The 24,917-nt window shown below is 59.0% G+C and carries 35 protein-coding genes and 1 tRNA gene; 29 read left to right on the top strand and 7 right to left on the bottom strand.

Going from position 1 to position 24,917, the window contains the following annotated elements:
- Nucleotides 1-34 precede the first annotated feature (34 nt).
- The 21 genes from HIJ39_RS07535 (at nt 35) to HIJ39_RS07435 (ending at nt 10,680) form a co-directional block, all read left to right on the top strand.
- Complete coding sequence (locus tag HIJ39_RS07535; protein ID WP_169098289.1) at nt 35-1,018, top strand: hypothetical protein; 984 nt, start codon at nt 35-37, stop codon at nt 1,016-1,018.
- Nucleotides 1,019-1,381 carry a hypothetical protein gene (locus tag HIJ39_RS07530; RefSeq protein WP_169098287.1) on the top strand — a complete coding sequence of 121 codons (363 nt, stop codon included), beginning with the start codon at nt 1,019-1,021 and terminating at the stop codon, nt 1,379-1,381.
- A gap of 22 nt (nt 1,382-1,403) precedes the next feature.
- Nucleotides 1,404-1,640: a hypothetical protein gene (locus tag HIJ39_RS07525; protein ID WP_169098284.1), complete on the top strand. Its 237-nt coding sequence runs from the start codon at nt 1,404-1,406 to the stop codon at nt 1,638-1,640.
- A 4-nt stretch (nt 1,641-1,644) separates the two neighbouring features.
- A complete protein-coding gene (locus tag HIJ39_RS07520) occupies nt 1,645-2,256 on the top strand; it encodes a hypothetical protein (protein WP_169098283.1) in 612 nt (203 codons plus the stop codon).
- A gap of 18 nt (nt 2,257-2,274) precedes the next feature.
- Nucleotides 2,275-3,948 carry a hypothetical protein gene (locus HIJ39_RS07515; protein WP_169098281.1) on the top strand — a complete coding sequence of 558 codons (1,674 nt, stop codon included), beginning with the start codon at nt 2,275-2,277 and terminating at the stop codon, nt 3,946-3,948.
- A gap of 15 nt (nt 3,949-3,963) precedes the next feature.
- Nucleotides 3,964-4,335: a hypothetical protein gene (locus HIJ39_RS07510; RefSeq protein WP_169098279.1), complete on the top strand. Its 372-nt coding sequence runs from the start codon at nt 3,964-3,966 to the stop codon at nt 4,333-4,335.
- Between the two features lie 487 nt (nt 4,336-4,822).
- Entirely contained in the window at nt 4,823-5,116 is a 294-nt protein-coding gene (locus HIJ39_RS07505) for a hypothetical protein (protein ID WP_169098277.1), read from the top strand.
- Nucleotides 5,106-5,588: a PIN domain-containing protein gene (locus HIJ39_RS07500; RefSeq protein WP_169098275.1), complete on the top strand. Its 483-nt coding sequence runs from the start codon at nt 5,106-5,108 to the stop codon at nt 5,586-5,588. Before HIJ39_RS07505 ends, HIJ39_RS07500 begins: the two co-directional genes overlap by 11 nt.
- 115 nt (nt 5,589-5,703) lie before the next feature.
- Entirely contained in the window at nt 5,704-5,958 is a 255-nt protein-coding gene (locus HIJ39_RS07495) for a hypothetical protein (RefSeq protein WP_169098273.1), read from the top strand.
- A 153-nt stretch (nt 5,959-6,111) separates the two neighbouring features.
- Nucleotides 6,112-6,291, top strand: coding sequence for a hypothetical protein (locus HIJ39_RS07490; protein WP_169098271.1), 180 nt, complete (start codon nt 6,112-6,114; stop codon nt 6,289-6,291).
- Complete coding sequence (locus HIJ39_RS07485; RefSeq protein ID WP_169098269.1) at nt 6,281-6,490, top strand: hypothetical protein; 210 nt, start codon at nt 6,281-6,283, stop codon at nt 6,488-6,490. Before HIJ39_RS07490 ends, HIJ39_RS07485 begins: the two co-directional genes overlap by 11 nt.
- A gap of 10 nt (nt 6,491-6,500) precedes the next feature.
- A complete protein-coding gene (locus HIJ39_RS07480) occupies nt 6,501-6,758 on the top strand; it encodes a hypothetical protein (protein ID WP_169098267.1) in 258 nt (85 codons plus the stop codon).
- A 1-nt stretch (nt 6,759) separates the two neighbouring features.
- A complete protein-coding gene (locus tag HIJ39_RS07475) occupies nt 6,760-7,023 on the top strand; it encodes a hypothetical protein (protein ID WP_169098265.1) in 264 nt (87 codons plus the stop codon).
- A 14-nt stretch (nt 7,024-7,037) separates the two neighbouring features.
- Nucleotides 7,038-7,313: a hypothetical protein gene (locus HIJ39_RS07470; protein WP_169098263.1), complete on the top strand. Its 276-nt coding sequence runs from the start codon at nt 7,038-7,040 to the stop codon at nt 7,311-7,313.
- Nucleotides 7,310-7,615, top strand: coding sequence for a hypothetical protein (locus HIJ39_RS07465; RefSeq protein WP_169098261.1), 306 nt, complete (start codon nt 7,310-7,312; stop codon nt 7,613-7,615). The genes HIJ39_RS07470 and HIJ39_RS07465 overlap by 4 nt, the downstream gene beginning before the upstream one ends.
- Complete coding sequence (locus tag HIJ39_RS07460) at nt 7,612-8,313, top strand: hypothetical protein (protein WP_169098259.1); 702 nt, start codon at nt 7,612-7,614, stop codon at nt 8,311-8,313. The genes HIJ39_RS07465 and HIJ39_RS07460 overlap by 4 nt, the downstream gene beginning before the upstream one ends.
- Nucleotides 8,314-8,330: 17 nt before the next feature.
- Nucleotides 8,331-8,633, top strand: a complete 303-nt coding sequence (locus HIJ39_RS07455; RefSeq protein ID WP_169098257.1) for a hypothetical protein — start codon at nt 8,331-8,333, stop codon at nt 8,631-8,633.
- Nucleotides 8,633-8,839, top strand: coding sequence for a hypothetical protein (locus tag HIJ39_RS07450; RefSeq protein ID WP_169098255.1), 207 nt, complete (start codon nt 8,633-8,635; stop codon nt 8,837-8,839). Before HIJ39_RS07455 ends, HIJ39_RS07450 begins: the two co-directional genes overlap by 1 nt.
- Before the next feature lie 4 nt (nt 8,840-8,843).
- Nucleotides 8,844-9,737, top strand: a complete 894-nt coding sequence (locus HIJ39_RS07445; RefSeq protein WP_169098253.1) for a tyrosine-type recombinase/integrase — start codon at nt 8,844-8,846, stop codon at nt 9,735-9,737.
- A 297-nt stretch (nt 9,738-10,034) separates the two neighbouring features.
- Nucleotides 10,035-10,316 carry a type II toxin-antitoxin system prevent-host-death family antitoxin gene (locus tag HIJ39_RS07440; protein ID WP_169098251.1) on the top strand — a complete coding sequence of 94 codons (282 nt, stop codon included), beginning with the start codon at nt 10,035-10,037 and terminating at the stop codon, nt 10,314-10,316.
- On the top strand, nt 10,303-10,680 hold the full coding sequence (locus tag HIJ39_RS07435; RefSeq protein ID WP_169098249.1) for a type II toxin-antitoxin system RelE family toxin: 378 nt from the start codon (nt 10,303-10,305) through the stop codon (nt 10,678-10,680). The genes HIJ39_RS07440 and HIJ39_RS07435 overlap by 14 nt, the downstream gene beginning before the upstream one ends.
- A gap of 103 nt (nt 10,681-10,783) precedes the next feature.
- Here the strand turns inward: HIJ39_RS07435 and HIJ39_RS07430 are convergent, their stop codons facing one another.
- Nucleotides 10,784-10,969, bottom strand: coding sequence for a hypothetical protein (locus HIJ39_RS07430; RefSeq protein ID WP_169098247.1), 186 nt, complete (start codon nt 10,967-10,969; stop codon nt 10,784-10,786).
- Nucleotides 10,969-11,310 carry a zinc ribbon domain-containing protein gene (locus tag HIJ39_RS07425; RefSeq protein ID WP_169098245.1) on the bottom strand — a complete coding sequence of 114 codons (342 nt, stop codon included), beginning with the start codon at nt 11,308-11,310 and terminating at the stop codon, nt 10,969-10,971. Before HIJ39_RS07425 ends, HIJ39_RS07430 begins: the two co-directional genes overlap by 1 nt.
- A gap of 320 nt (nt 11,311-11,630) precedes the next feature.
- Here HIJ39_RS07425 and HIJ39_RS07420 point away from each other — a divergent pair, with 320 nt between their 5' ends.
- The gene (locus tag HIJ39_RS07420) at nt 11,631-11,780 is read left to right on the top strand and encodes a hypothetical protein (protein WP_169098243.1); all 150 of its coding nucleotides are present in this window, start codon (nt 11,631-11,633) and stop codon (nt 11,778-11,780) included.
- Between the two features lie 104 nt (nt 11,781-11,884).
- Here the strand turns inward: HIJ39_RS07420 and HIJ39_RS07415 are convergent.
- Nucleotides 11,885-11,960: transfer RNA gene (locus HIJ39_RS07415), tRNA-Thr, on the bottom strand.
- A gap of 117 nt (nt 11,961-12,077) precedes the next feature.
- Here HIJ39_RS07415 and HIJ39_RS07410 point away from each other — a divergent pair.
- From HIJ39_RS07410 to HIJ39_RS07385, 6 genes are all read left to right on the top strand, one after another.
- The gene (locus HIJ39_RS07410) at nt 12,078-12,557 is read left to right on the top strand and encodes a MarR family winged helix-turn-helix transcriptional regulator (protein ID WP_169098241.1); all 480 of its coding nucleotides are present in this window, start codon (nt 12,078-12,080) and stop codon (nt 12,555-12,557) included.
- Nucleotides 12,547-13,284 (top strand): ABC transporter ATP-binding protein, encoded by a 738-nt coding sequence (locus HIJ39_RS07405; RefSeq protein ID WP_169098239.1) that lies wholly within the window; start codon nt 12,547-12,549, stop codon nt 13,282-13,284. The genes HIJ39_RS07410 and HIJ39_RS07405 overlap by 11 nt, the downstream gene beginning before the upstream one ends.
- Complete coding sequence (locus HIJ39_RS07400; protein ID WP_169098237.1) at nt 13,281-14,477, top strand: ABC transporter permease; 1,197 nt, start codon at nt 13,281-13,283, stop codon at nt 14,475-14,477. Before HIJ39_RS07405 ends, HIJ39_RS07400 begins: the two co-directional genes overlap by 4 nt.
- 145 nt (nt 14,478-14,622) lie before the next feature.
- On the top strand, nt 14,623-15,597 hold the full coding sequence (locus HIJ39_RS07395; protein ID WP_169098235.1) for an AAA family ATPase: 975 nt from the start codon (nt 14,623-14,625) through the stop codon (nt 15,595-15,597).
- Complete coding sequence (locus tag HIJ39_RS07390; protein ID WP_169098233.1) at nt 15,594-16,691, top strand: DUF58 domain-containing protein; 1,098 nt, start codon at nt 15,594-15,596, stop codon at nt 16,689-16,691. The genes HIJ39_RS07395 and HIJ39_RS07390 overlap by 4 nt, the downstream gene beginning before the upstream one ends.
- Entirely contained in the window at nt 16,688-18,775 is a 2,088-nt protein-coding gene (locus HIJ39_RS07385) for a transglutaminase TgpA family protein (protein ID WP_169098231.1), read from the top strand. The genes HIJ39_RS07390 and HIJ39_RS07385 overlap by 4 nt, the downstream gene beginning before the upstream one ends.
- Before the next feature lie 37 nt (nt 18,776-18,812).
- On the opposite strand, the gene sigH is transcribed toward HIJ39_RS07385, so the two are convergent.
- From sigH to HIJ39_RS07365, 4 genes are all read right to left on the bottom strand, one after another.
- Entirely contained in the window at nt 18,813-19,502 is a 690-nt protein-coding gene (gene sigH / locus HIJ39_RS07380) for an RNA polymerase sporulation sigma factor SigH (protein ID WP_169098229.1), read from the bottom strand.
- 123 nt (nt 19,503-19,625) lie between these two features.
- Nucleotides 19,626-20,519: a 23S rRNA (guanosine(2251)-2'-O)-methyltransferase RlmB gene (gene rlmB, locus HIJ39_RS07375; RefSeq protein ID WP_169098227.1), complete on the bottom strand. Its 894-nt coding sequence runs from the start codon at nt 20,517-20,519 to the stop codon at nt 19,626-19,628.
- The gene (cysS, locus tag HIJ39_RS07370; RefSeq protein WP_169098225.1) at nt 20,509-21,927 is read right to left on the bottom strand and encodes a cysteine--tRNA ligase; all 1,419 of its coding nucleotides are present in this window, start codon (nt 21,925-21,927) and stop codon (nt 20,509-20,511) included. The genes rlmB and cysS overlap by 11 nt, the downstream gene beginning before the upstream one ends.
- 106 nt (nt 21,928-22,033) lie before the next feature.
- Entirely contained in the window at nt 22,034-22,894 is an 861-nt protein-coding gene (locus HIJ39_RS07365) for a DUF1002 domain-containing protein (RefSeq protein WP_169098223.1), read from the bottom strand.
- Between the two features lie 125 nt (nt 22,895-23,019).
- On the opposite strand from HIJ39_RS07365, the gene HIJ39_RS07360 reads away from it, so the two are divergent.
- Nucleotides 23,020-24,915: a peptidoglycan D,D-transpeptidase FtsI family protein gene (locus HIJ39_RS07360; RefSeq protein ID WP_169098221.1), complete on the top strand. Its 1,896-nt coding sequence runs from the start codon at nt 23,020-23,022 to the stop codon at nt 24,913-24,915.
- The last annotated feature ends 2 nt before the right edge of the window (nt 24,916-24,917 follow it).

Below are 24,917 nucleotides of genomic sequence, written 5' to 3'. Positions count from 1 at the left end.
CGCCCCGCGGGTCCTTAACTAAAGGAGGAGGACGATGGCCTCAAATTTTGGCGCCGGCACGATTAAAGATGCGGCGAAATATTGGCTCGAACAAATCCCCTACACCGTACAGGTCAACAACCTCGCGGCCGGGGCTTCGGAACCCCTCTTCGCGGTCCGAAACTGGAACAACCCGGCGAACCCGGCCGGTGTGTACGTCGAACTTACCGCCGTCGGCGCCAGCCCCTGGCCTGGCGCTCAACTGGTCATCCGGGCGGACAGCGCTCAGCAGCGCTACGACCTCGCCACCTTTCCGGCGAACCTCCAGCCCGTCTCCGTCGGCGCCGGCGCTTTCGACCAGCTGTCGGTCCAAGTCACCAATCCCACCCAGACCACGATTCCCGCCCTGTATCTCACCTACGTTGTGACGGTCTGGCGGGATCCGGTGGCGATGAAGCTGCTCCGCGGCGGACGGCTGACCTCGCAGGACCAACAAGTCCTCCGAATGCTGGGCGTGCAAAATCCGAGCCTCTTTATCGGCCGCGGCCACGTCCCCCTCAACATCGACGGCATCATCCGGACCTCGGTGGACAACCGGCAGGTGGCCGTCAACCGCCCGTACGGGCTCATGACCACGATTCAGGCCGGACAACAGACCACCATCCCGGCGTACCTCGCCGCGGCCAATCAGATGCTGGTGCTCCGCTCCATCGCGGTGGGGGCGAACCCCGAAGATGGCGTCACCCTCACGGTGGACCGGGACAATGACCCGGGCCATGTTGTGGTGAATGCGTGGCCGGGCGACGTCGACCATCCGATGGCCTGTTTCGTCCCGGCGCTGGAGACCATCACGGTGCATGTGAGCGCCACCCAAGTGCCTAGTGCGGCTATCCCGGTGCAACTGGGCATCCAACGCGTGGCGCTGTCGGAACTGTGGACCACACGGCTGGGTCAGACCTCGCTCGCCGAGCTCCAGCAGGCGCTGGGCACATCGGCGGGCCAACAGGTCTACAGCCGGGTCGAAGCGGGGGTGCTCTAAATGGCAGAAGTCGCGTTTCCGCGCACACCGTTAGTCCCGGATCGGAACATCCGGACTCTCTTGGACACAACCAACGCCACGGACGTCCTCACGTGGACGCCGGCGGTCACCGGCCTCTTTCTGCTGGTGCTGTCCCTGAACGTCAAGACGGCGGCCACCGACGTCACGGTCTCGGTGAGCTACACCGACCCGGACACCGGGGCCACGACCGTCACGCTGGTGAACGACGTCTCCGAACCCGTAGGCATCACCCCGGTGAACGGGGTCATTACGGCCCAAGCCGGGCAGGCCATCACGGTGAGCGTCACAGCCGGCACGGCGAATCAGGTGCGGGTGGCGGGGGCGCTGCTCGAACTGCGATAATGGGGAGAAGGAGGGATGGTCAATGCCGCCTGAAGAGGACAACCATCTCGGTCTGTTGACCCTCGCATGGGCCGGACAAATGGATGAGCGGACCGTCTCGCTCCGTCGGGACGTGGATGATATCCGGAAAGAGATGGCCGAGGGGCTCCGAGCCGTACGGCAGGAGATCCAGACCCTACAGGGGCGTATTTGGTACATCGCCGTGGCCGCGCTGGTGGGACCGACCATCGCCCTCCTGCTCGGCCACCTGTGGGGCTGAGGCCATGAGCCACATTCATGCCTGTGCGTTGGCCGCCGTCCAGACGTTTCCGAACGTGACGGTCCATACCCCGCAGGGGCCGGTGAACCTGCGGGTCTTGATGGTGGCGATTGCGGGAAATGAGTCCAGCTGGGTGGCGACGGCAGCAGGTGATGCCCTCGGAACGTGTTCGACTTGTATCTATCCCGATTGCCGCGGTTACACGTCCTACGGGTACTGGCAAGTGCATTTCTATGCTTGGCAGTCGTACCTGACACAGGTCACGGGCAGCACGAAGCCTTGCGACTGGGCGTCATGGCTTGCGATACCCCTAAATAGCGCCAAAGCCGCCCTGCACATTTATCAGACGCAAGGCCTCAGCGCGTGGAATGCCGACATTCAAGGGGGCGCGTGGCTCCGATATAAGGCGCAGGCGGAGGCCGCCGTGAAGGCGGTGAGCGGTGGGCAGGGAGCCAGTGCCTCCACCCCACCGGCGACCACGGCCCCCGCCTCCGGGGGCTCGGGAACGTCGTCCGGTTCCCCCGCCCCGTCGTCCGGCCCTTCGGCCACGGTGCTGTTGGTGGCGGGGGCCGCGGCCGTGGCCGCCCTTGTCTGGGGCGCCAGCACGCTGTTGTAACGCAGGAGGTGACCGGTCATGTTAATCGACAATCTGTTGGAGTGGGCCACCCACCCCGCCGTCGTCAACACGGTGGGCGGCTGGCTTGCGAAGCAAAGCGGGCAGACCTCGGAGACGGTGGAAGCCTATGAGCGGCTGCAGGCGCAGCTGGATCGCATTGAGGCCCAGACTACCAAGAAGCCGGGCGGACGGCCGCCCGGGTCGAAGAATAAGCCCAAGGCCTCGGCCATGCCGTCGTTTACCGCCACCGCGACGTCGGGCCCGTCCCTCACCGTGATGCGGGACAAGGTGATGGCGACGTCGGGGGCGCTTAAGGAAGCCCTCCGATTTGCGCGGGAGGATGGCATTCAGCATCCGGAGGCCCAGCAGCGCATTCAGGATGCGCAGGCCTGGCTCCTGAGCGAACTCCCCGCGCTGGAACGATTCGACCTCGCCCCGGAACGCCTCGCCACCCTGCCGCCCGCGGAGCGACAGGTCTGGGAGGCTACGCTGCCGACGATTCGGAAACTCCGGCAGGCGGGGTTGAATAAGATTGGCACGGCCGAGGGATTGGAGGAAGCCGCGGCGCTCGCCGGCACGCTCGGGACCCAGCTGCAGGTGGCGGCCGTGGCGACCGGCGCACAGGGCCCAGGTTGGACGCCGCCGCCCTCCGAGGCCCAATCACCCGTGCCGCCCCCCCAAGACGGTCCTTACAGCCAATACGCCCCGGAGATGAGCATCGACACGGGTTGTGTCGAATGTGGGCGCGGACACTTGGTCGGGGTCGATGCGGTGCTGGCGAAAGCGACCGAGGATGCGGCCGTGAAGGGTGCGGACCATCCGGACGTGCAAGCCCGCCTCGCCTTCGCGCAGGAGGAGCTCGCGGCCCTCTTTCAGTACGACTGGACGCCGGAAAAGATTGCCCGGAATCCGGAGACCGAGCGCAAGGTCTTGGAGCAGTTCCGCCCGCAGGTGGAAGCGCTCTTTGAGGCCTCGAAGCGGGCCACGACCCCGGAGGCGCTGAAGCAGGTGGCCCAGCAGGCGCACGCGCTCCGGACGGCCTATGACCAGGCACTCCCGGCCAACCGGACGTATCACGCGGTCGTGAAGCCCGGGCAACCCCCCGCCGGTGGTCACGAAACGGTGCGGGTGGACAAGAGCCGTGTATTTAAGCTCCACCAGCCCACCGCCGGCGAGGTAAAGGACACGACCCGGATGGTGAACGCGGCCACGGCCTATGACCGACTCGCCCTGGCCGTGGAAGGCTGTGGGGTGCCGATTCGGTACCGGGCGCTGCCGGCGACGCCGGAGTACATCCTCGAGGGGCAGTACAACCCGGACACGAATTCGATTCAGCTCGCGCCGGCAGCGTTGTCGAAGGACTCGTACGCCGTCCAAACTTTGATTCACGAATCCTTACATTCGCTGCTCCAGAATCCGACCTGTCTCCCCCACCCACCCGCGGATCACTCCACGGCCGAGCGGCAGGTGGAAGATGGCGTCATTGCGACGATGGTGCAGGCGGGCCTTCCGCTCGAGACGCGGGATGGTACAGTGATTGACCCGGGCGGCCGCACGGTGGACTGGTCGGCTATTGAGGCCGAATGGGGCCACGATGCGACGACCAATCTCAAATGGGCGACGGACTGGGTGCTCGAGGCGCTGGCCGGGGACATTCCGACCTGCCAGACGTGCCCGATTCCGCAGGTGTAGGAGAGGAGGAAAGTTATGGAACTGTCGAAATTCGGACGCGACTACGGTGCCAGCCTGTGCCTCGCTCCGGGGCGCGAATTTACCCCGCTCAGCGACCTCACCCCCGAGGAGCGGGCCTGTGTGGAACGGGTCGGCGGCGCCGTCGAGCAGAAGGTCCTCGAGGACTTCGGGGTGAATGCCGACCCACCCCAGCTCGCCCGATACCGCGTCACCGGCCGGCACGGCCAAGACCTGGGCACGCTCACCTATGCCGAAGGCGTGCTGAACTGGTGCGTCCCCAAGGATGCCCCGCCCCAGTGCGGCACCGTGGGCCACGGGCAGGACGGCCTCGCCGCCACCCTGAAGATGCTGCGGTTGCTCGGGTTCTCGACTCAATCCTTAAGCTGATTTAGTTTAGCCCCCATGAGCCCCCGCGTACCAATGCCCGGGGGCTCGCAACGTTTGAAATCATGGCAAATTGGACATAGCAATTGAATAAGAGGTAAAGAGGTGATATGTTTATGTCGCAAAAAGGGAAAAAGTATGCGGAGGAGGGCTTATGCAGTTTCGCTGAAATTTGTCTATTTATGATCATACTTAGCTTTGCCTGATCCGTGAAGAGGAAAATTCGTTCGCCAAAACCCGTGGGGCGGATTGTCTCGATGATGAAGATATTGTAAAATCGATGCCATCAGGGGTGTTCGACGGTTTCGGTACGCGAGACGTACCGTATAAATCCGGTGGTAGTCAACCCGACTCCCCTTCGGTACGGCAAGTTCTGCCGGATGTTAAGCCTGTGGAGTGTCCGCCCGTGGACGACCGGCCAATGGCCCTAAGAAGCGGTGACACGGTGAAGCAGGAAGGTGGCAACAGATTTGATCAGGAATGATTAGAAATGAATAAGTCCATCAGAACGGTAATTATGGCCATCGCCGCACGCATTGACGACGAAGGGCGGTTAATCTTACCAGATCCCATCCGGTCCATGTTGCCCAAAGAAGCCCCCGTTGAAGTCGGGGTTATGGCTGATGGATCATTGCGGATTACCCTATCGGCTGGTCACTTGTCGAAACTGTCGGCCATCGTCGAGGAGCCTGATGTATCTACGGAAGACATGACGCTTGACGACGTGATGGCCCTAGTTGAGGTAGGTTCTGCGCAGGTGTTCCAGGAGTACTATGGCAAATAGTCGCCCTCGGTTGCTCTTCGATACCAACGTTCTGATCACGGTACCGGGATCAAAATCGGCAGGAGCCATTTTGGGGATGGCTTGTGTGATCAATCATCAAGCCGATGTTCTCATCAGTGAGTATGTCATCCGGGAATACCTTCGTACGGTGGCATTGCCCACGTGGCGCGACCCGTTCAAGAATCTCGCCCAGGTTGTGGGGTTCATCACGGGCGGCATTGCAGTGGGAAGCGTTCAAGTTGGGGACTGGCTTCCAGACCGGGCCGCCGTCGCGGCGTTAGGTGCCACGGTACCCGACCCGGGCGACGCCCCAATTATGCTGATTGCCGAACACTATAACTGCGACGCGATTATTACATACAACGTTCGCCACTTCAGGACATTCCACATTCCCGCCCTAACCCCGGATAAGTGGTTGCAAGCTAACCCGCCGCAGGGAGCTTGGTTTGCGGCCGGAACAAGTAGCCCTTAGCGCGCCTCACATGGTATGTCGGCATTTGTGCTATAATACAGGAGAATAGCCAAGACGATGGGCGTTCCCGACGGGGGAGCGCCCATTTCGCATTTGGACACAAGGAGGTAATACCATGGATCTCCAGCAAGCTGCTGCCAAATGGAAGCGCAATGCCGAGGCCGGTGCCCAGAACTGGCACGGCAACGCCCAAGCGTTCTGCAATGGGCTCGCCAAGTTCGGTCTGAGCCCCGCCCAGTGTGCCTCCGGCATCGGAGCCCGCTACAACCAAGGGATCACGCAGGAGTCGCCCGCGGCGTTCGCTCAGGCGATCAACTCGACTCCTGCTACCAAATGGGCGGAGAACTACCTCAAGGGCATTAGCCGCTAGCTCATTGCCGGATTGAGGGATCCGCCTAAGCGGGTCCCTTCTTCTGTTGCCTCTGCTTGTATCGGCGTTGCTCTGGTGTATAATGTCAGTAGCACGAAAGACGATGGGTGCGGTCACACGACCGCGCCCATTTTGCTTTGCGGAGGGATATGCATGGCAACCCGGCCCAACGACTCCATCATCCTGCCGGCGACGTGGCGCTACTGCCAGAGCCTCGCCAAGTTCGGCCTGACGCCGACCCAGTGCATCGCCGGCGTGGGGCGGAAGTACAACCAAGCCTTGGTGCAGCTAGCCGCCCAACAATCCCGGGAGGTGACCGGCCGTGACCGATAGTTCCTGCCTACCCTGCTGGCATCTGTTGAAGGCGGCCTGTACCTATGGACAGGACGTCCGCCTCTGCGAAGCGTTCCTCGAGTACGACCAAACGGGGTCGCCCACGGTCCTCGATACCGTGATGAGCATGGCGTCCCCCACGGTCCTGAAGCAGGCCCGGGCGCATGTGGTGGCCTTGGGTCTCGCCCACGAAAGTTAGGAGGCTACCTGTGAGAGAAGAAGCCAAGGCCGTGTTGTCGGCCCTCGAGCATCCGGATGTCCACCTCAATGCCACCCTCTGGGCCCGGTTCAAAGATGCCCTGGTCAATTACATCCATGCCCTCGAGGGAGAGGAGAAGAAGGTGGTCGCCGACGTCGAGCATCTGGTGGACCCGCATGCGGGAAGCGCGACACCCGCCGCGACGTCCGAAGCGCCCGCGGCATCCACGCCGGTAACCCCGGCCACACCCCCAAAGGAGAGTGAATAACGTGGATCATTCCATTTTAGCGAAGGTAGTCGGCGCCCGCCGGGCGGTCATCACCCTCATTACCGCGATTCTCGGTCTCTTGGTGGCGTTTGGCGTCCCCATGACCGCGAAGCAGGAAGATGTCGTCTTGAGCGTCATCGGCTTGATTTTCTCGTATCTCGCCGGCGACGCCTACGTCCAAGGCAAGCACGTGCAGGCCTCGGCCGTCGTGGAAGCGAGCAAGACCGCTGCCGCGAAGCCCGCCGCGGCGTCTTCCGGATCCTGAGGAGGCGACGTTTCATGAGCTGGAGCCTTGCGGCCACTGGGGACCCGAATCACCTGAAGGAGTACGTCAAACGGCACCTGCATCACTACAACCAAGACCTGTCCGCCGATGAGAAGGGCGTCATCCGCCACGTCGTCGGGCACGGGCTGGACCAGATGGACGCGGGCAGCTGGTATTACCTGAATGCGAGCGGCCATGCCGACGCCCGGCACTACAACGTCGATGTGCGCATCGACCGGGTTGAGATGACCGATTTGCCGCCGGCGGTCCCGGAGGAGGTAGCGGAATGACGCTGCATCCCGACGGAACAGTCGAAGGCACACCGGACGAACTCGCAGCATACCAGACGGCGCGGGAACGGATGCAATGCCTTCCGTTGCCCAACCCCGGGGATTCGGCCGGCCCGTGGAAGACCAAGCCGGCGAAGCCTTGGATCGGGGATGATCCCGATCCTGCCCCCTATTGGGTGACGCAACGCGGGGCACTTCCTAAGAAACTGTTCCTGTGCGACACGTGCCGGGCGAAACTCGCCCGGGGCGAACAAGCCCTATGCGGCTGTGTCATTCTGGAGCGCGATGGTGTTCGGATGTGATCCTGCTGCACCCGTACGCATGGGCCACCCGCCAGAGTGCTGACCAAGCACCCACGTGGGCGGCCCTGCGCCGTCTCAGCCCCGTGTGGCTGGACCGGGACCATCGCATCATCCATGCCCCGGTCGGGGACGATACGCGGTACGAGGAAGCCGTCAAACACTGGTGGGGCCGGGACAGTCTCATCATTTGTGAGCAGGACATTGCCCCGCCGCCGATGGCGATCTGGCATCTCGAGCATTGCCCCCATCCTCTCTGTGCGTGGGCCTATCCCCTTTGGCACCGCCGAGATGCCGTGGACTGGCCGGCCCTCGCGGAGCTGTGGGGGGCGACGAAGAAGTCGCCGCATTCCCTCATCGACAAGCTGGGCCGGGAAATCCGGGAGAACGCCGCACTCCATGGCACCGCCCCGAAGGCCCCGGGCCCGCCGTATTGGACATGGCCCCATCGGGTAATCGAAGACCCGGCCGATCCCATTGGCACCCAACGCTGGGTGGAAACCGGCGAACGCTGGGCGGACCTTGCCGCCTTAGGCCTCACGAAGATCGAAGTCGGCGTGCAGCGGATGGTGAATCCCGACTGGGCCGCAGGCCCATGGCACAACTTAGACTCCCGCATCGCGTGGTATCTCTGGGACCACGGGTACGGGCCGTGGCACCTGCACTGGCCGGCCATCCCCCACAACCACCAGAACCCATAGAAATGGAGGGATATCCTATGTTGTCCAAGAAAATGCAGAAGGCACTCATCGCCCTGCGCGAGGTGTTTCTCGAGACTTGCGCCACGGGCGATCCGGAGCAGATCGGTGAGGCAACCTTCTTCATCCAAGTACTTCCCGGCGATCTGCTGGGGCGTGGCGCGGTCCCGGACGTCGAAACGGCGAAGGCTGTACTCCTCCACGTCCAACAGTTGACGACGAGATATAGTGATCTCTCGCCGGAGGAATTCGACGCCGCCGTCGAGTTCTACAAGACCGGCGACCTGAGCGCGGTGCTTGAGGACGGAACGGAGATGCCCTAATGACCTTCCCCAAGCGTCTCAAGTTGTACTGGTTGCTGATGAAGTTCGGTTGGCGCGGCCACCGCCAAGGTTACGACGGTGAGGCGCTCCGAGACTACATGTTCCGGGAGATATGGCCCTATGTCCAGCGGGATGCCCCGGGCTGGTCCTACCAGGGCTTCCGCCGTTGGATGGACACGTATCGGGCGACCCGGGAAGGACGGTGACCCCATGCCCCGCCATCTGGTCCCCATGGACCCCACGGAACAGGAATACGTCCGCCTGAAGCAGTTCGATGCGCTCATTCTGGCGTGGAAGCAGCGGCGGTCTCTCCGGTCGGCGGAGACCGGCCGGACGTACCTCTCCCGCCTCAAGCAGGCCTGGCCGGACCTCCTCGATGCCGTTCAGCAGCATGGCGGCACGATTCCCCCCACGGCCGTCGGGCCCCTCGTGCAGCGCTGGCGGCAGCGGGGATGGTCAGAGGCCACCGTCAACCTCACCCTTGAGGCCTGTAAAGCCTTTTGGTCCGACATGGCGATGGCCGGGCACCTGTCGGCGCCGAATCCATTCGCGGGGACGAAGCCCGCCCGGCCCCCACAGGTCCGCGGGGAACGCATCCTCACAATGGATGAGGTCAAACGGCTCATCGACGCCGCCCCGACGCATGAGGTGCAGCTGCTCTTGAAGTGGTTGTACCGCACGGGGGCCCGGATTAGCGAAGCGCTCTCCGCCACCTGGGGCAGCATCCGGTTGAGCGATGATGGGGAGTTCTACTGGGACGTCGTGGGGAAAGGCCGCAAGGTCCGGACCCTCTGGATTCCGAATGACCTCTGGGACGACGTGCATGCCCTGCCTGGCCGACACGCGGCCGGCGACCGCCTGTGGCCCCACCATCGCCAGTGGGCATGGGGAATGATGCAAAAGGCGGCGAAGGGGGCCGGGCTCCAAGATCACATCGTCAGTCCGCACGTGCTCCGGCACTGCCATGCGACCCACGCCCTCGAGGCCGGCGCGAACCTCCTCGAGGTGCAGGAGCAGTTGGGGCATGCGAGGCTCGACACGACCCGCGTTTACCTCACCCTGCAGCCCGGGCCCCGCTCCGGACGGTATATTCCACCCATTTAGACACGCACGCCATGAGACGCGCTGAGAGCCCCGCTGAGGCAGTCGGCGCGTTTCGCGTATGATTGCCTGTTTCGCCTCCGATTTTCGCCCGCTTGCCCCGTTCCCGCGGGTGGCTTTCTGACAAAATGAGGACCGCCGTTGTCGGGGGACCTTGGGCGATATAACGATGCCCCTTGCCTATTTTTAATTCCCTGTAGCCACTGTACCCATCACTGTATATAATAGCGGTGGATAGATCATACTAACCATTGTAGATAAGAGAGGTGAAAAAGCATGCCAACGGGAGGGGCAACCGCCGTGGATGATGAACACCGGGTGTCATTGTCGGATCTCAATCGCAAGTTGAGTCGGTACGTCCATGACATCAAGGATGGTCCCGTCACCGTGACGCAGAGGGGAGAGCCGGTGGCCGTCCTCGTGGACTTTGCGGAATATCGGGCGCTGTTGGACATGGAGGATCAGGCTGAAGACCTGTATTGGACGGTTGTCGCTTTACGCAGAAGCCTCGAGTTTATAAAATCGCCGAAACCTCTGGTATCACGCGTCGAGGTCGAAAGGCGGGCCCGTGACCACGATTGACTTCGTGCCTGAGGCCGCCGAAGAATACATCAAATTGGACCGCACTATCCGTCTTGAGGTACAGAAGGCGCTCCAAAAGCTGGAACGCGATCCCCGTGGGTATGGCGATCCCTTGGGGAATAAGGCGGGTATCAATTTATTCGGTTGGTTCAGTATTCGGGCGGGCCACCGCATTCGTTTAATTTATGAGGTAGAATCCGATGAGAGTGTAGACCATGTGATTATCTGGGCCGTCGGACGCCGTGAAGGATTTACCGTTCATCAGACTGCCCAAGCACGCATCCGGGCCTTCACCGACGCGACCGCTCAAGAGATGAAACAACTTCAGGCGGTATTGCGAACAGCGGGTGACATGCCGAGTTGATGGCATACGCGGGCGGCGGGGATCGGTACTTCTCAGTTGCCCGATGCTATATGGGCGGGGCGCAGGCGCGTGCCCCGCCCTGTTTTGCCTTGGATAGGTGATGTCAGCGGCCCCTATCCTCCTCCACCATCTCCTCCCACGGATGGGCCGTCATGAATGCCCGCAGGGCATCCTCAACAATGTCCCGCATCGGTCGCCGGGTCTCAAAGGCATAGCGGCGCAGTTGCTCATAGAGTTCCGGGTCGAAGTTGGAGAGACTCACCTGCGCACTGTCCGCACGTCGGGGCACTAATGCCACCACCCTAGCACGGTGAGCACATGCACCAGGGCGTCCGCTCCCCCGTACCCCAACGCGGCATACACCAGCGCCTTCCACGGGAAACCGTGCCGGCGTCCGCTGGGGGGCGTCGGGGCCGCGGCGTCGGCGCTGGCGGGCGGGGCGGCCGACCGAGCATTGGAGGCCACAGACGGCAATGGCACCACCTGCCCCCGGCGCTGGTTCGCGGGACGGGCCCGGCGGGGCATCGGGTACGGCGTGGACAGCAGCCACTCACACGACGGGCAGAAGGAAGCATGAACGGGCGCGGGCTCGCCGCACCGCGGGCAAGGGATTTCGGATCGGGCTATCATGCGGCATCGTCCTCCTACGGATAATGTGTCCTCTCTGACTATCGTACTAGTATCCTTTCTCGCGTTCAAGCAAAAACAAAAACGAAAAAAACTTTTTCCTTTTTTCTTTTGCGATTCCTGAGCGTCTGGCCGCGCTAACCCGTCAGGTCTGAGTAGAGGACAAAAGCCGCGTTATGTCTTCCGTGTCTCACGAAATGTGCGCAGCGCATCAGGAAATAGGTATAAGAACAAGCGGCCGGAAAAAATTTCTTCCCGTCCTATTGACTGGGTACTAGTACCATAGTGCAGTAGTCACATAGAACATACGAGGAGGAACTGAGATGCAGACACACGAGACGATGATTGCCGCGGGATATCGCCGACTGTGGGACACGTCGTCCATTCAGATGGGCACCTATCAAATGTCCCAAGATTTCGCGGCTCTGGATTACGTCCCCAGCATGGCCCATTTCGACCCGTGGATCGACTAAGAAACCCGTCCCATTTGGGACCAATTTTCGGGACTATTTTCCGGATTTCCAAGAACCATGGTCCCAAACGAATCCCGAAAGCCTTGCTACGAAATGGTTTGAAGTGGAGCTGGCGGTGGGACTCGAACCCGCAACCTGCTGATTACAAATCAGCTGCTCTACCAATTGAGCTACGCCAGCACCTTCGAGACTTTATAATATCACGGGTCGCCCCATCTCTCAATAGCTGGAACGCATTTGACATACTTATTTTGCTTAATTATTGTTTTTGTATGACTTAAAGGTTAGGAGGTCCTAATGGAATTTCCTGAACCGTTAACCGTTGAAGACGCCATAACACGTGTCCTCGATATGCAAAAGCGTGCCTTTGCCTTTTTTATTGAACGCCGCGGAGAGCGTCAACCGGAGGCGCCGACCCGATTTCAAACGTACGTGCTGCGTATGGTACAAGACCACGACGGCATTTCCATTTCGAAATTGGCCCACTCCTTAAGTGTGTCCGCCCCCACCGCGAGCCAATTGGTCAACGGATTAGTTGATAAAGGGTATCTTTCCATAGCCCTGTCGCCACTTGATCGTCGCCGCCATGAAGTACATATTACAGCAAGTGGACGGCATTGGTTACACCAACAAATAGAAAAACGTCTAGGCGACGTGAAGCGGGTGCTCGAAGAATTTAGTCCCGAAGATCGGGCCGAATTAATCCGGTTGTTGGACAAAGCTATTAGCCTGTGGCAAGTCCATTCGTCTGAAGGGAGTTCCATGCATGGCAGTTGAAACACAAACGGAGCCGCTCATTCTTGTCAGCGACTTGACCCGGAAATATGGCGAAGGGGAGGCCGCGGTCCATGCGCTTCGCGGGATAAGCCTTTCCATTGCTGCGGGAGAAATGGTGGCCCTGATGGGGCCGTCAGGCAGCGGCAAATCAACCTTGATGAACATTTTGGGCTTGTTCGACCGCCCGTCAAGTGGTTTGTATCGATTAAACGGACAAGACATGACGCGTCTTTCCGCTCGCCAGCAGGCGAGTTATCGGGGGCGCCGTATTGCCTTCGTATTTCAAGGGATTCACCTGCTGCCGCGTTTGTCAGCCTTGGCTAATGTTGAGCTGCCCATGAGCTATGCTCGCATGGGTGCCGGTCATCGGCACGATGCGGCCATGCATGCCTTGGAGCTCTTGGGTGTTGCCCATCTTAAGGACCGTTACCCCAGTCAGATGTCCGGCGGACAAGCTCAACGTGTCGCCATTGCCCGGGCCATTGCGCCGGGTCCGGACCTGTTGCTGGCTGACGAGCCTACCGGTGCGCTGGACCGCAAATCCGGTGAGTTGGTGTTGCAGGCATTTCAGCAACTACACGAAGAAACGGGCGTCACCATCGTCATCGTCACCCACGATCCGGTCGTAGGACAACACGCAGCTCGCATCGTATCATTAGAAGACGGACAAATTATTGATGACCGCCCCGTAACAGACCGGCTGCGGCCCCAGGGAGGTCAGTCATGAATATCTTTGCCATTGCTTGGGATTCCATCTGGCATCATCGCACCCGCAGTTTTCTAACGGCGCTCGGCATCATTATTGGCGTTTTCGCCGTGGTCACGCTCACATCGCTAGGAGGTGGCGTGCAAAAGTATGTTAACCAAAAGTTTGCCGGAGTCGGAGCTAACCTCATAACCGTGATGCCAGTGCTGCCCAGTGTGCACCAAAAAGGGCACCAGCACAAATTTGGCGGCGGCGGAGGATTCGCCAGCGTACCGAGTGCCCTCACACCCACCGACGTCCATGATCTAAACCACAGCGGCAAGTCTGTGATTCGGTCGGCTGCGGGGGTCATAACGGTTCCTGATTTACTCAATCGACCCCATCAGCAGCCGATATCGGCAAGCATTATGGGAGTCTCCTCGCCCTACTTTAGCATGCAAAAGCTTACAGTGAAAACGGGCTCGCTAACGGGCTCGGGAATTGTGTTGGGTCAGAAAGCCGCCAAAGAATTGTTCGGCCGCCAGAGTGCTTTGAACAAAACGGTGGTTGTGAACAACCAAGCCTTTATCGTGACAGGGGTATTAAAGTCAGCTCAGGGATCTCCCGGTTCAGACCCCGACAACACGGCCTATCTCCCCTTATCCAAGGCTCTTTCAGTGTCGGGTCAGAAAACCGTCTCTGAGATTATCGTTGCCGCCTCGTCCCCACAAACTGTCAGTCAGGCGGTAACGGATGCACGACACATTTTGCTAAAGAACCATCCTAGCCATAATTTCCATATTATCACCGCGCAGGAAATTCTTAACACGGTGACAAGCACAACGAAAGTCATAACCGACTTCCTGGCAGGAATCGCAGGAATCTCGCTCTTAGTGGGTGGAATCGGCATCATGAACATCATGCTGGTGACGGTGAGTGAGCGCTTTCGCGAGATCGGCATTCGAAAAGCGCTCGGAGCTCGTGACGGAGACATCCTTGTCCAGTTTCTGACCGAATCGGTGCTCCTGGCGTTAATCGGAGGGTTCATCGGAACCATACTAGCGGGTTTGGCCACGCACGTGGTGGGGAAAGCGGTTGGCATCCCTGCCAACTTAACCACGAGTTCAGTGGTGACCGCCGTCCTCTTTTCCATTGGGGTGGGCGCGCTCTTTGGCGTACTACCCGCCATGCGCGCCGCCCGTTTGATGCCTGCAGAAGCACTCAGAACCGAATAATGTCTATTGTCCCAAGATCCCCGGCTGGCGCCGGGGCCTTTTTTTTGAAACCCCTTGCTTTTCGCTGGCGTTTTTAGAGCGGGGCACAGGATTTTCTCACTACACCCCGAATAATTATTTAAATGCGACGAATGAGGGAGTGCACATGGTGAACCGCCCAACGGCTACGGACCCGCTGGATGCATTGAATCCGGAACTTGATGGCATAATAAAGAATCTAGAGAAAGTGGTTGTCGGTAAACGGAACGTAATGGAGCACCTGATAACAGCTCTTCTCGCCGGAGGGCACGTCTTGCTGGACGATGTTCCTGGCGTGGGAAAAACCACCATAGCCAAGACACTAGCAGAGAGCGTCGACCTCACCTATCGGCGCATCCAATGCACACCGGACCTGTTGCCGACCGACATTACGGGTGTGACCATTTTCCATCCGGGCACCCACCAGTTTGAGTTTCAACCCGGCCCGGTATTTGCCCACCTGGTGCTGGCGGACGAGATTAATCGCACCTCGCCCCGCACTCAGTCCGCCTTGCTGGAAGTCATGGAGGAGGGGCAGGTGACGGTCGATGGGGTCAGTCATCGCCTTGCCCAGCCTTTTGTGGTCATTGCAACCCAAAATCCGATTGAATACGAGGGGACCTTTCCCCTGCCTGAGAGCCAATTGGATCGATTCCTGTTTCGCTTGAACATTGGCTACCCAACCGTGGATGAAGAGACGACCATCTTGGCGCGCGCTGAGGCACGTGAATCACAGCCGGTTCCTGTGGTTATGGATCGGGGGCGACTCTTGGAGCTCATGGCCGAGACTCGTGCTGTGCACGTGTCCCAGGGAATTCGGCGGTATATGGCGGAAATCGCCTACGCCACGCGTCATTCGGCCCGTATCTATCTGGGCATGAGCCCCCGTTCTACCTTGGCCCTGTATCGGGCCACGCAGGCCTGGGCACTCTTGCACAGCCGAGATTACGTAATCCCCGATGATGTCATCGCTCTGGCGCCCACGGTTGTCGAGCACCGGTTGATATTATCGCGCAGCACCGCCGCTCCTAGCCCTGATATGGTTCACGAGGTTTTTTCGGAAATCTTACGGAGCATCCCGGTGCCTGGACCAGAACGATGAGCCGAGCGACCTGGGCGGTAATCGGCGCGGTCTGTACCGCCACCGTCCTCTATGCTGTCTATCAGGGAGGCAGGGTTGCTTGGCATCTCCTGGGCTTCCTAATCATGCTTGCATTGGTGGTCGCCGTCACACAAGGAGGACCGCTCTCCTCCGTCGAGGTTCGCCGCCGCATCGGACCCGGCCCCTATTTCGCTGGTGACGCCGCACCGGTCGACCTAGAAGTCTCTATTAAAAGGCGATGGTTTTGGCCCCAGCTAACGGTGACGGACCAGTTGCCGGCCGAACTCGGGGTGGCTCAGCCTAAATTTCTCTTAGCGCGCGTGGGAAAGCTCACTTCCCTCGCCTACCAGATTCCCCAATTGAAACGCGGAGTCTTTGAGTGGGATCAGGTGGTGCTCTCCACCAGTGATGTGTTCGGTCTGTTCCCTCGCAATCGGCAAGTCAGCCTGCCATCACGTCTGGTGGTGTGGCCTCAAACCGTTTCCCTAACCGGGTCAGATCTCTTTTCCCGGGCCTGGCGAGGAGAGAATCTCTCGCCTCAGCCCACCCGTCAAGAGTCCGCCCATCTTCGAGGAATTCGGGAATATGTCCCGGGCGATCGCTTATCGCATGTGCATTGGAAGACGTCTGCACACACCGGAGATTTTAAAGTCAAACAATTTGAGCCCGAAACCAAACCGGAATTCACCGTGGTCTTGGATGCAGCCCACTATTTTTCGGAACAGGATTGGGAGCTGGCCATTTCCGCCGCCGCCTCGCTCGTGCGTTATGCCCACAGCGCACGAGAAGCCATCGGACTGGCCGTTCTCGACCGCCCTGAGTTGGTCTATCCACCGGCTCTGGGACAAACCCATCTCGCCGCAATGATGAACCTTTTAGCGGACTTGGCTTGGGATCCGCATTCGAGCCAATCTACAATCGTCCTACCCGACGCCCGCCGGGTCGTCATTACTCCTAGCACTCGAGCGGAGCGTTGGACCCGCCAGGCCGACATTCTTATCGCCATCGGCATGGGGGGACTGACCCATTTGTCTGACCTTCCCCATTTGATTCGCCCCGCCCGAGTCGGGGGACAAGGAGGGGTCACGTCATGAAAGCGCTTATTCCGTTGCTGTTGGGCGCTTGGCTAACCGCTCTTTTCTGGCCGTACGCGCATGCCGGCGGATATCTGCATCCGGCCATTTTGGCGCTGACGCCGCTACTGTTAAGTACGGCCGAGCTCTGGCCCCATTGGGCCCTTCGCGTCCTGCACTGGGCCATGGTACTGTGGGGCGAATTGGCGCTGGCCTGGAACGTTGCTGCACCCTGGCACCTTTTGGGTCAAGTGATTGGCGGTGGGGTGCGCAAATTGCTGGAACTGCCGATTCAAGACTGGAATCAGCTAAGTGCCCATTTGGCGGCGCCCCTGATTCTGGCTGGAGGATTTCTCGGGTGGTTGCTCTTCCGTCAGTGCCGCGGGTATCGCCAGGCGATTGCCTTAGCAGTTCTAGGAGCCTTCATCATTGCTGTTAACCATGTTTTTTGGCAGTTGCCGGGAAATGGCCCGCTAGCCGCCTATTTGCTATTGAGTGGCGCGATTTTGGCGGTGTTTCATAATCAGCGGCTCGCAGCCGGGGCGTATCGCCTCCCGCGCCCCAAAACGCACTATGTGCTCTGGGGAGTTGCCTTGGCCGCTCCCGTGGCAATCGGTTTTCAGATGCCAGCCCAAGCCGCCACGGATCCGCTGGGCCTCTTTTCCGGGGCGTCCGTATTGGCAAGACTAAGCGGCGGAGGCACGGCCATTACCGGATACGGCGCCGGGGTCACCAATATCGGCCATTCCCTCACGGCCAGCCGAGCTCCCGTATTCATCGCGAAAACCGCCAAACCCGAATATTGGCAAGCCGCCATCTATACCCATTTCAACGGATCTTCCTGGTCCAACACGGGGCCCGTCTCTTCGTATGACGCCATACCCAGCAACGAATCCTCGCTGCTGCCGCTGATCGCCGCGCCATTCGCCGGAAGCCTCATGACGGAAACCGTACACGCCACCATTGTGGACGCCTCCTCCACACCGCTAACGACCCTGTTTTACGCCGGCACACCGACAAAGTTTTCCGTCGAGGCAACCGTCCACCCCCGATCCGAGCGCTTCCGCGCCCAGGGTGTATCACGCTACTCACTGTCCGCCTTGATGCCCGATTATGGTGCTACTGGGCTAGCCACTACGCCCTTCACCAGTCCACCTCCCGGTTTGGCAGCGGATCTGCAGATACCCGCTAACGAATCCCCGCAAGTCAAGAAGCTGGCGTTGCGCGTGACGCGTGGCACCGTCGGTCCCTGGCAAGCCGCTAATGCCATCAAACACTATTTGGACACCCATTATCGCTATTCGTATCACGTTACACCGGCCAGCGGAAACGTGGTCAACCACTTTTTGTTTGTTGACCGCCAAGGCTATTGCGACCAATTTTCCACCACGTTCATTATGATGATGAGGGCTCTTAAGGTTCCAGCGCGGTGGGTGGTCGGCTATGCTCCCGGAACATGGGATCCAACCAAGCACGGATATATGGTGCGCGCGGTGGATGCCCACTCTTGGGCAGAAATTTGGATTAAGGGGCAAGGATGGGTGCCATTCGATCCAACCCCCGGATTCCATTTCACCTTAAACACCGTTTCACCCGCCGGTCAACGGCCTATCATTACGCCTGCGGGAGTCTTGTCACACCCGACCAACACGGCCAAGCCGCCCAATCTTAAACCGGCCGCGGCTCCCCACATTCACCACCCGGGCGGGCCATCTGGCGTCACAGTCACGAAACAGCACCGTGCAAAGCCAAAAGTCGCTCTCCTGGTGCGATTGACGGTCGCGGCCATTGTTGCAGCGATAATACTTGCCGGAATCGGATTAGCAAGATGGAAAAACCGTCTGCCGCTGGAAGCCAAAATCTGGCGCCAAATGCAAGGTCACGCCCATCGAAAGCTGGGCATCCGCGTCCCCATCGCCCAAAGTCCCCGTCAATGGGGGAAAGCCTGGGTCCGCTACTTCCCTGAGGACGCCCAAGAGGTCTGGCCTATGGTCCTTTTGATGGAAGCCGCTTTTTATCGTCACAAGCCGCTAGACGCCCGTGAACGGGAGACGCTTCACTCGCTGTGGATGGAACTGAAGCGATCCCGCCGCCGGGGCGCCTAAGCCCTGACAACGGGATCCAAAAAAGAAGATAAGACCGTTATAGATCGTCGTCGGCAGGCCGGAACGAGGACAGCGGCAACGCCAGGCGACCGTCGAGATACCGCTCCAACTTCCGTTTCACCCGTTGCAAAGCGTTGTCAATCGACTTCACGTGGCGCTTCAATTCGACCGCGATTTCCTGATACGACCGACCGTCCAGGTAAGACATGAGAACCTTCCATTCCAAGTCGCTCAGTATTTCGCCCATTTTCTCCTCGATATCGCCAAACTCCTCACGATTAATCACCATCTCCTCGGGGTCCGACACCCGCGAGGTCGAGATGACATCCATTAAGGTACGATCGGAGTCTTCCTCATAAATCGGCTTGTTTAACGAGATATAAGAATTCAGGGGAATATGTTTTTGCCGGGTTGCGGTTTTTATCGCCGTAATGATTTGCCGCGTAATGCACAATTCGGCAAACGCCCGAAACGACGCCAACTTATCATTCCGAAAGTCGCGAATGGCTTTATATAGGCCAATCATACCTTCTTGAATGATGTCTTCGCGATCGGCCCCAATAAGAAAATAAGAACGGGCCTTGGCTCGCACAAAGTTGCGGTACTTGTGGATAAGGTATTCCAACGCTTCGCCGTTGCCCTCGCGCGCCTCGTTGACAATGTCCTCATCCAACATTGTCTCGTAGCTACTAGTCAGATTATGCACAGGGCCAACGCTCACCCACATCGCCTCCATCGCATGCAGACATCGTTGCAAAAATCAGTCTTTTACAACAACCGGAATTCCCGATCTGACATTCGCCATCATCGGAACATAATCCAGAATCTATGTGCCATTATAGTCGGGGCTTTAAATGCGCGTCAACAAAGACTTTTTGCGGAGCCGTTGTCGAACCGCCTCGAATCCTATCACAGCCGCAGCATTGGACGCGTTTAATGACGAAACATGTCCCAACATGGGCAGTTTAATCAACCCGTCCGCCCTGCGCTTGACCAAGGGCCGAATGCCACGCCCCTCAGCACCAATAATGACGGCAACCGGCCCTGTCCAATCCACCTCTGTGTACAGTGCCGTCGCTTCTGGGTCGGCCGCGTAAACAAATACCCCCATTTGTTTAATCTTGTCGATGGCTTGGGAGAGATTGGTCACCCTCACCACGGGTACATATTCCATTGCGCCCGCCGACGCCTTCGCCACCACAGCTGTCAGCCCAGCGGCGCCACGCTCCGGAATCACGACAGCAGCGGCACCGGTGGCATCGGCGGTCCTTAGAATGGCGCCGACGTTGTGCGGGTCTTGGATACCATCCAAGATATACAGCATAGGGGTTGGTAATGCCTGAATAATTTCCGGCAAATCATCCAAACTTAAGGTCGGTTTCAACGCCACTTGGGCGGCAACTCCCTGATGGGGCAGCTCTCCGCCAAGACGATCCAAAAAGGCCTTGGGCACCTCAGTTACTGGCACATGACGTTCCCGACACAAGGAGACGATTTCTCGAAGGCTCCCCTCTTTCAATCCCTCTTGAAGCCAGAGCCGGGTGATGGCGCGCTCAGCTCGTAGCGCCTCTAATACGGGATGGCGGCCCACCAGCACCGGGGTATCTTCTAAATCCTCGAGTGGCTGCCGATCGTCGGCCAGTCGAGGCATTGCCCGCCGATCCTCGTCGCGTCGTCTGTTATAAGAATTGGAGCCTGAGGGATTTTTCCGCCGCTTATGGTTGTCCCGTCGCTCACGCCCCATCGCTTCGGCCTCCTCTCATCACGCGCCGAATCCGGGTCCCTTCCGGCCCATCCAACACCTCGTAACCGCGATCAATCAGCACAGCCCGGATACTATCCGCAAGGGCAAAGTTTTTTTGCTGGCGTGCGCGGTTACGTGCCTTGACCAGATCTTCCGCCCAGTCATCGGCGGCCGTTTGCTCAACCTCCTTGGGCAAAAATCTCAAAAGCTCATTAGCCAACGTCAGATTGCGGCGCGCGAGGCCAAAAGCCGTCACTCGATGCCCGCTTTCCACACCGCGATACGTCGCTTTGACCATGTCGAACACCTCGGCGAATGCCCGTGCGGTATTAAAGTCCTCGTCCAACGCGTCGAGCAAGCGATCCTCGAAGGTCACCAGCGCCGCCGCCCACTCCGCATCCACGATCTCGCGAGCCGAGGGGGCGTCTTTCACCTCTTGCCATAGACGCTCAATCCGTTCCAAACCTGTCGCCCAATCGGCAATGAAGCGCTCCTCGAAGTCTAGCGGGGAGCGATAATGGACGCTGATGAGATAGGTGCGGACAACATGGGCGGGATAACGGCCTAAGATTTCCGCGAGCGTCACGCCATTTTTCAGCGACTTGGACATCTTCACCCCGCCTCGGGTGATGAGTCCGTTATGAACCCAGAATCCTACCGGTTCTTGGCCAAGGTATGCCCGCGACTGGGCCCGCTCATTTTCATGATGCGGGAAAATGAGATCCATACCTCCTCCGTGCATGTCGAAATGCTCGCCTAAATAGCGAAGCGACATGGCAGAGCATTCAATATGCCAACCCGGACGTCCCGGTCCCCAGGGACTGTCCCAACTGGGCTCACCCGGACGCCCTTTCTTCCACAGCGCAAAGTCGCCCGGGTATTCCTTGCCGGGCTCAACGTCTACACGCACCCCTTCCAGCATTTCATCCAGGCGGCGTCCCGAGAGCCGCCCGTATTCGGGATCCTCACGAACGCGAAAAAAGACGTTGCCGTCCGCTTCGTAAGCCGCCTTTCGTGACACCAGCGCGTTGATGTATTGAATGATATCGGTCATGTTTTCCGTCACTCGCGGGGTAAAATCGGCCGGCATCACCTCTAGCCTATCCAACAGCTGATAATATTCTTGAATATAAGTATCGGCCAACGAGGCGGGTGGCACCCCTAATTCCTCCGCCCTGCGAATAATCTTGTCATCAATGTCGGTGAAATTCTGGACAAAGGTGACCACATATCCCCGACGGCGGAGATGCCGCCGGATCACATCCCATACCACCGCGGGTCGAGCATGGCCTACGTGGCTCGTGTCGTACGGGGTCACGCCACAGGTGTAGATGCTCACCCGCCCCGGAACCCGAGTGACTAAAGGCGCCAGACGGCGAGTCAGGCTGTCGTAGACCTGAATGGCCATTTTCCCATCTCCCTTGGTCGCCAAAAAGCCGCCTGATGAGGCGACTTTAGACCTCTGGAATTTTTTTCACTGTATCGAACCGCGCCCCAGTCGTCAATTACGCGCCTTACAGCGCGGTGATCGCATGCCAAATCCGTTTGAGCCAGATGACCAGTTGTTGCCAAAACCCTGGCGGTGCAATTCTGGCGGCTTGTTGTTCCCATGCGCGCAACTGCGTGGACAAGGTGGATGCGTCAATTGGCAACCGGCTAATCGACACCATCAAATTGGTGATTTCGTTGATTTGTGTATCGGAGAGCTTAATGGAGAGATTATTAGCCTCCCGAATCACCACCGGCCGAATGGCTGACGCCGTGGTCAAGTGCTGCTGCAGCACGATAGTTTTGACGCGCCGCATCAGGGTTGCCGCGGCCGCCTTGCTGCCAATTTGGTCACCCAAACTCCCGGTGGTCATCATCTCTTGCGCCGCTGTCCGTTCCTGACCATAGGGAATAACATGGCCGCTCGCCGACTGGTAGGCGGTGAGAATCCCCGCCAAGGCCGCTGTTCCCGACACAGGAAAGGGGGCGGCGGCCTGAACGCGGGCATTGGTCACGCCGGCTGTGGCCAATGCATTGGCATACATAGCGGGCGTAACCCAGGTGATGTTCTTGGTCGTCACCCGAATCCCATAACCCGACCGTTCAGTTTCGACAGCGCTCGAAGAAATAGACCGCGTGCCAATTTCCGACTGCGGTGCCACGCCGCGCAACAAGGTCTCTTCCTGGCTATGATTGATGGTAATGCGGCGCGCCGACTGAAAGGCCGTCCCAAAGCTTTGGATCATTGTCCGTTGCTCCGCTGCCGTCAGATTAGCCCCCAATGTCACCACCCGGGATTGGTCCGCAGCGTGGGCTGTCGTGGTCCACAACAGCACAGCCGCCCCGATACCCATTAACTGGCGGTGCGTCACGTTACTCCACCCCATGCCCCGCCTCCCCAAAAAAATTTCCTCAATGTAGCTTTTCCCATGTTTGGGGCGTTTTATATGTGTCGGGATCGGCACGCATTTGTTAAACTGGGCACAAGGATTTTAAGGGAGAGATTTTCGCAATGCCCCAAAAGCTCACCGGCCGCCGGGCCATTTTTCTGTTGTCGTTTATTACGGCGGCTTTTGCCGCCATTGGCTGGAGATTTTGGGATCTTGAGGTGGCCCACGGAGCCCACTACCAGGCGCTGGCCCAGCAAGACGAGCTGCGCCAAATTCCCATTCCCGCACCCCGAGGCAATATTGTCACGGCGGACGGAGTGCAAATCGCCACGTCAAAGCCATCCTGGACGCTCTATTACATTAACCAAGGCGTTCCGTTGCCTGCCAGTGAGGTTCGCCAATTGTCCAAATACCTGGGCATGTCCGTCCAAACCATTGATCAAGAGGTCAAGAAGCAGCTGGTGGCACTGCCGTCGTACCAGCCCTTGGTTATTGACTCCAGCCTCACACCCAAGCAAATGACCGTCATCGAGGAGAACATTGCGAACCTCCCCTATCTTCGTGTGCAGCCAACGGCCGTTCGCTGGGATCCGTATGGTAGTTTAGCGGGAAATCTCATCGGATTCTTGCAACAGAATACCGCGACAAACGATAAGGGCCTCACGGGGTTGGAAGCCGAATACAACAAATACTTGTCCGGCCACTCGGGTGGTGAATACGCAGAAGTCACGCGAACGGGGCAGCTCGTCAAGCTATTCGGACACACGGTGCCGAAACCCGGCGACACCCTGCACCTCACCATCAACTGGAACTTGGAAAAGACCGCCTATAATGCGTTGGCCTACGACATGTATGCAATGCAACACGCGAATCCGGCCTTGAACTCCTATTCCGCCAACGCCAATCAAGGCGGAGTGGTGGTAATCAACGTGCATACCGGCGCCATCCTCGCCATGGCCAGCCTGCCCAGCTATAATCCCAACAAGCTTTTGCCCAACGCCCCGTCGCGGGCCAAGTACTACGATCAGCTGTACAAAAACCCTAACGCACCCCTTTGGGACTTTGTCCCTATCAACGTGCCGTTTCCACCCGGCTCCACTTTCAAGCCAATCATGGCGGTATCGGCCTTGGCGTCTCATGTCATTACCGCCACGACGGAAATTTTCGACCCCGGATATTTTCCCAAAATCCCCTCATTCCACAGTTGGGAGTACCCCGGCTCATTTGGCTGGCTGAACGTCGAGCAGGCCATCGGACTTTCCGACGACACGTTCTTCTATACCCTGGGGTATGACATGGGGATTAATACCATGGATAAATGGATGAAGAAATTCCTGATCAACAAGCCGACGGGCATTGATTTCCCCGGGGAAATAACGAACGCCCTGCCCAGTCCGGCATTGCTGAAAAAAGTTCAAGGTGTGCCGTGGACTCCGGGACAAAACCTCAACACCGTGATCGGGCAGGGGTTGGATAATTTCACCATGATTTCCCTGGCCCGAGCTGATGCGGCCATTGCCAACGACGGCACGTTGTATAAACCGTACCTGGTCTCGGAAATTACGACGCCCAACGGCAAAGTAGTCAAAAAGTTTAAGCCAGTGGTTCAGGGGAAGATTAATCTGCCGACCTCTATCTGGAACACGGTCCATACGGGCATGGAGTTATCGGCCCAAAGCCCTAACATCAACAACACCGGCACCAGCGGTACCGGTTATGGGGCGCTTAAGGGATTCCCTATTCCACTAGGGTCGAAGACCGGGACCGCCCAGGTCAACGGCAAGCAAAACAACGCCGTCTTCCTAACCTTTGGCCCGATGCCCAACCCCCAAATTGCGATTCTCGTCTATGTCAAAGCGGGGAACTGGGGCGCCGACTCCGGGTTTGTGGCGCGCGCGATCTATGACCAGTATTTCCACGTCAAGGATCCGAGCGCCAAGCCCTTGTTTGACTCCGTGTTCGGCAGAAACTTCGCGTGGCCCTTCGGATATCAGGCACCGAAGCCAAAGGGGCCATGATG

The organism is Sulfobacillus harzensis, assembly GCF_012933365.1.
GTDB classification, from domain to species: domain Bacteria; phylum Bacillota; class Sulfobacillia; order Sulfobacillales; family Sulfobacillaceae; genus Sulfobacillus_B; species Sulfobacillus_B harzensis.
The sequence above is the reverse complement of the archived record's forward strand: the minus strand, read 5'-3'. Positions and strand labels throughout refer to the sequence as shown.

What these genes read in the sequence shown, in the direction of transcription:
- HIJ39_RS07530 (WP_169098287.1), top strand. Translation starts at nt 1,019, where the DNA reads ATGGCAGAAGTCGCGTTTCCGCGCACACCGTTAGTCCCGGATCGGAAC.
- HIJ39_RS07420 (WP_169098243.1), top strand. Translation starts at nt 11,631, where the DNA reads ATGCAGACACACGAGACGATGATTGCCGCGGGATATCGCCGACTGTGG.
- rlmB (WP_169098227.1), bottom strand. Translation starts at nt 20,519, where the DNA reads ATGGGGCGTGAGCGACGGGACAACCATAAGCGGCGGAAAAATCCCTCA.
- HIJ39_RS07405 (WP_169098239.1), top strand. Translation starts at nt 12,547, where the DNA reads ATGGCAGTTGAAACACAAACGGAGCCGCTCATTCTTGTCAGCGACTTG.
- HIJ39_RS07500 (WP_169098275.1), top strand. Translation starts at nt 5,106, where the DNA reads ATGGCAAATAGTCGCCCTCGGTTGCTCTTCGATACCAACGTTCTGATC.
- HIJ39_RS07505 (WP_169098277.1), top strand. Translation starts at nt 4,823, where the DNA reads ATGAATAAGTCCATCAGAACGGTAATTATGGCCATCGCCGCACGCATT.
- HIJ39_RS07400 (WP_169098237.1), top strand. Translation starts at nt 13,281, where the DNA reads ATGAATATCTTTGCCATTGCTTGGGATTCCATCTGGCATCATCGCACC.
- HIJ39_RS07520 (WP_169098283.1), top strand. Translation starts at nt 1,645, where the DNA reads ATGAGCCACATTCATGCCTGTGCGTTGGCCGCCGTCCAGACGTTTCCG.
- sigH (WP_169098229.1), bottom strand. Translation starts at nt 19,502, where the DNA reads ATGTGGGTGAGCGTTGGCCCTGTGCATAATCTGACTAGTAGCTACGAG.
- HIJ39_RS07390 (WP_169098233.1), top strand. Translation starts at nt 15,594, where the DNA reads ATGAGCCGAGCGACCTGGGCGGTAATCGGCGCGGTCTGTACCGCCACC.
- HIJ39_RS07425 (WP_169098245.1), bottom strand. Translation starts at nt 11,310, where the DNA reads ATGATAGCCCGATCCGAAATCCCTTGCCCGCGGTGCGGCGAGCCCGCG.
- HIJ39_RS07385 (WP_169098231.1), top strand. Translation starts at nt 16,688, where the DNA reads ATGAAAGCGCTTATTCCGTTGCTGTTGGGCGCTTGGCTAACCGCTCTT.
- HIJ39_RS07395 (WP_169098235.1), top strand. Translation starts at nt 14,623, where the DNA reads ATGGTGAACCGCCCAACGGCTACGGACCCGCTGGATGCATTGAATCCG.
- HIJ39_RS07470 (WP_169098263.1), top strand. Translation starts at nt 7,038, where the DNA reads ATGAGCTGGAGCCTTGCGGCCACTGGGGACCCGAATCACCTGAAGGAG.
- HIJ39_RS07515 (WP_169098281.1), top strand. Translation starts at nt 2,275, where the DNA reads ATGTTAATCGACAATCTGTTGGAGTGGGCCACCCACCCCGCCGTCGTC.
- HIJ39_RS07360 (WP_169098221.1), top strand. Translation starts at nt 23,020, where the DNA reads ATGCCCCAAAAGCTCACCGGCCGCCGGGCCATTTTTCTGTTGTCGTTT.
- HIJ39_RS07455 (WP_169098257.1), top strand. Translation starts at nt 8,331, where the DNA reads ATGTTGTCCAAGAAAATGCAGAAGGCACTCATCGCCCTGCGCGAGGTG.
- cysS (WP_169098225.1), bottom strand. Translation starts at nt 21,927, where the DNA reads ATGGCCATTCAGGTCTACGACAGCCTGACTCGCCGTCTGGCGCCTTTA.
- HIJ39_RS07490 (WP_169098271.1), top strand. Translation starts at nt 6,112, where the DNA reads ATGGCAACCCGGCCCAACGACTCCATCATCCTGCCGGCGACGTGGCGC.
- HIJ39_RS07510 (WP_169098279.1), top strand. Translation starts at nt 3,964, where the DNA reads ATGGAACTGTCGAAATTCGGACGCGACTACGGTGCCAGCCTGTGCCTC.
- HIJ39_RS07465 (WP_169098261.1), top strand. Translation starts at nt 7,310, where the DNA reads ATGACGCTGCATCCCGACGGAACAGTCGAAGGCACACCGGACGAACTC.
- HIJ39_RS07525 (WP_169098284.1), top strand. Translation starts at nt 1,404, where the DNA reads ATGCCGCCTGAAGAGGACAACCATCTCGGTCTGTTGACCCTCGCATGG.
- HIJ39_RS07410 (WP_169098241.1), top strand. Translation starts at nt 12,078, where the DNA reads ATGGAATTTCCTGAACCGTTAACCGTTGAAGACGCCATAACACGTGTC.
- HIJ39_RS07495 (WP_169098273.1), top strand. Translation starts at nt 5,704, where the DNA reads ATGGATCTCCAGCAAGCTGCTGCCAAATGGAAGCGCAATGCCGAGGCC.
- HIJ39_RS07450 (WP_169098255.1), top strand. Translation starts at nt 8,633, where the DNA reads ATGACCTTCCCCAAGCGTCTCAAGTTGTACTGGTTGCTGATGAAGTTC.
- HIJ39_RS07535 (WP_169098289.1), top strand. Translation starts at nt 35, where the DNA reads ATGGCCTCAAATTTTGGCGCCGGCACGATTAAAGATGCGGCGAAATAT.
- HIJ39_RS07365 (WP_169098223.1), bottom strand. Translation starts at nt 22,894, where the DNA reads ATGGGGTGGAGTAACGTGACGCACCGCCAGTTAATGGGTATCGGGGCG.
- HIJ39_RS07445 (WP_169098253.1), top strand. Translation starts at nt 8,844, where the DNA reads ATGCCCCGCCATCTGGTCCCCATGGACCCCACGGAACAGGAATACGTC.